Source organism: Empedobacter sp. GD03739 (assembly GCF_029843245.1).
GTDB lineage: Bacteria > Bacteroidota > Bacteroidia > Flavobacteriales > Weeksellaceae > Empedobacter > Empedobacter falsenii_B.
The window spans coordinates 1-1,142 of record NZ_JAOCHX010000105.1; the positions used below are offsets into that span (position 1 = coordinate 1).

The 1,142-nt window shown below is 37.4% G+C and carries 1 protein-coding gene; it reads right to left on the reverse strand.

Annotated elements, in window-relative coordinates:
* Positions 1–110 precede the first annotated feature (110 nt).
* Positions 111–1,142, reverse strand: a 1,032-nt coding sequence (locus N5E64_RS15600) for an IS91 family transposase (protein WP_280038313.1), incomplete at its 5' end; no start/stop codon positions are given.

Genomic DNA, 1,142 nt, shown 5'->3' on the forward strand with positions numbered 1-1,142 from the left:
CAGCAGTAATTTTACAATTACTGCTTTTTTTGTGGTTGTACTTGTGCATTTTCTGTTGTTTTATGCGATTTTTGGATGCAATGAAGCACAAGTTCCCTTACCCGTAAAAGTTAATTCACAGAAGAAAGTGTGTTTTCAATAAGATAAGCTTTTGGTGGACCTCGCTGCCCAAAAACGTGCAACGTAACAAGATTTCCAACTTTACAACAATAACATTTTCGATGTTGAGTTTTAAGTTCTACACTTGACCTTAAAACGTTTAACTCTTTTTGTAATTGTTGTAATTTCCCGCGTTTCCAATTGCTGCTTAAAATGCCGTAATGGCGTATGCGCACAAAGCGTTTGGGTAAAATATGAAGACTAAAGCGCCTTGTAAACTCTTCGTTTTTTAAAGTAAGCTGCTTGGTTTTACTTCCATCTCTATAATCTTTATAGCTAATGGTAACTTCTTGATTGGTTACGTTTTTAATTCTATGGTTACTGATGGCAACTTTATGGGTGTATCTTCCTAAATATTCTATTACTTGCTTTGGACCGGCAAAAGGGCGTTTGGCATAAACCACCCAATTCTTTTCAAACAAACTTTGGATGACAGTTGTATCAGCAAGCTTTTCTTTGCGTAAAAAAGCTACGTATTTTGCTCGAAAAACCTTACTCAAGGCTTTCACTGCAAATAAATATTTATCGGTTTTTATCTTGCGTTTCCATTTACCGTTGGCATCAATTCCACCACCAGGAACAATGCAATGTAAATGTGGATGTAAACTCAAATTTTGTCCCCACGTATGTAAAATAGCAATCATTCCTAGTTGGAATCCTTCCGTTTTTCCGAATTGATTTAATGTGGTCCAAACCGAATCAAACAAAATTTTATAAACGATTTTTGGATGTGAAATCGCCAAACCATTAAGCGTATCGGGCAAAGTAAATACCAAATGATAATATGAACAAGGTAGCAGATCCTGTTCACGAGCTTGTATCCATTCTTCGCGTTGATGGCCTTGACATTTCGGACAATGACGATTGCGGCAACTGTTGTAACTAATACGGATGTTTCCACACTCATCGCACGCATCTACATGGCCGCCTAAAGCAGCTGTTCTGCATAGGGTCAATGCTCTTAACGTTTTCTCTTGATGAAC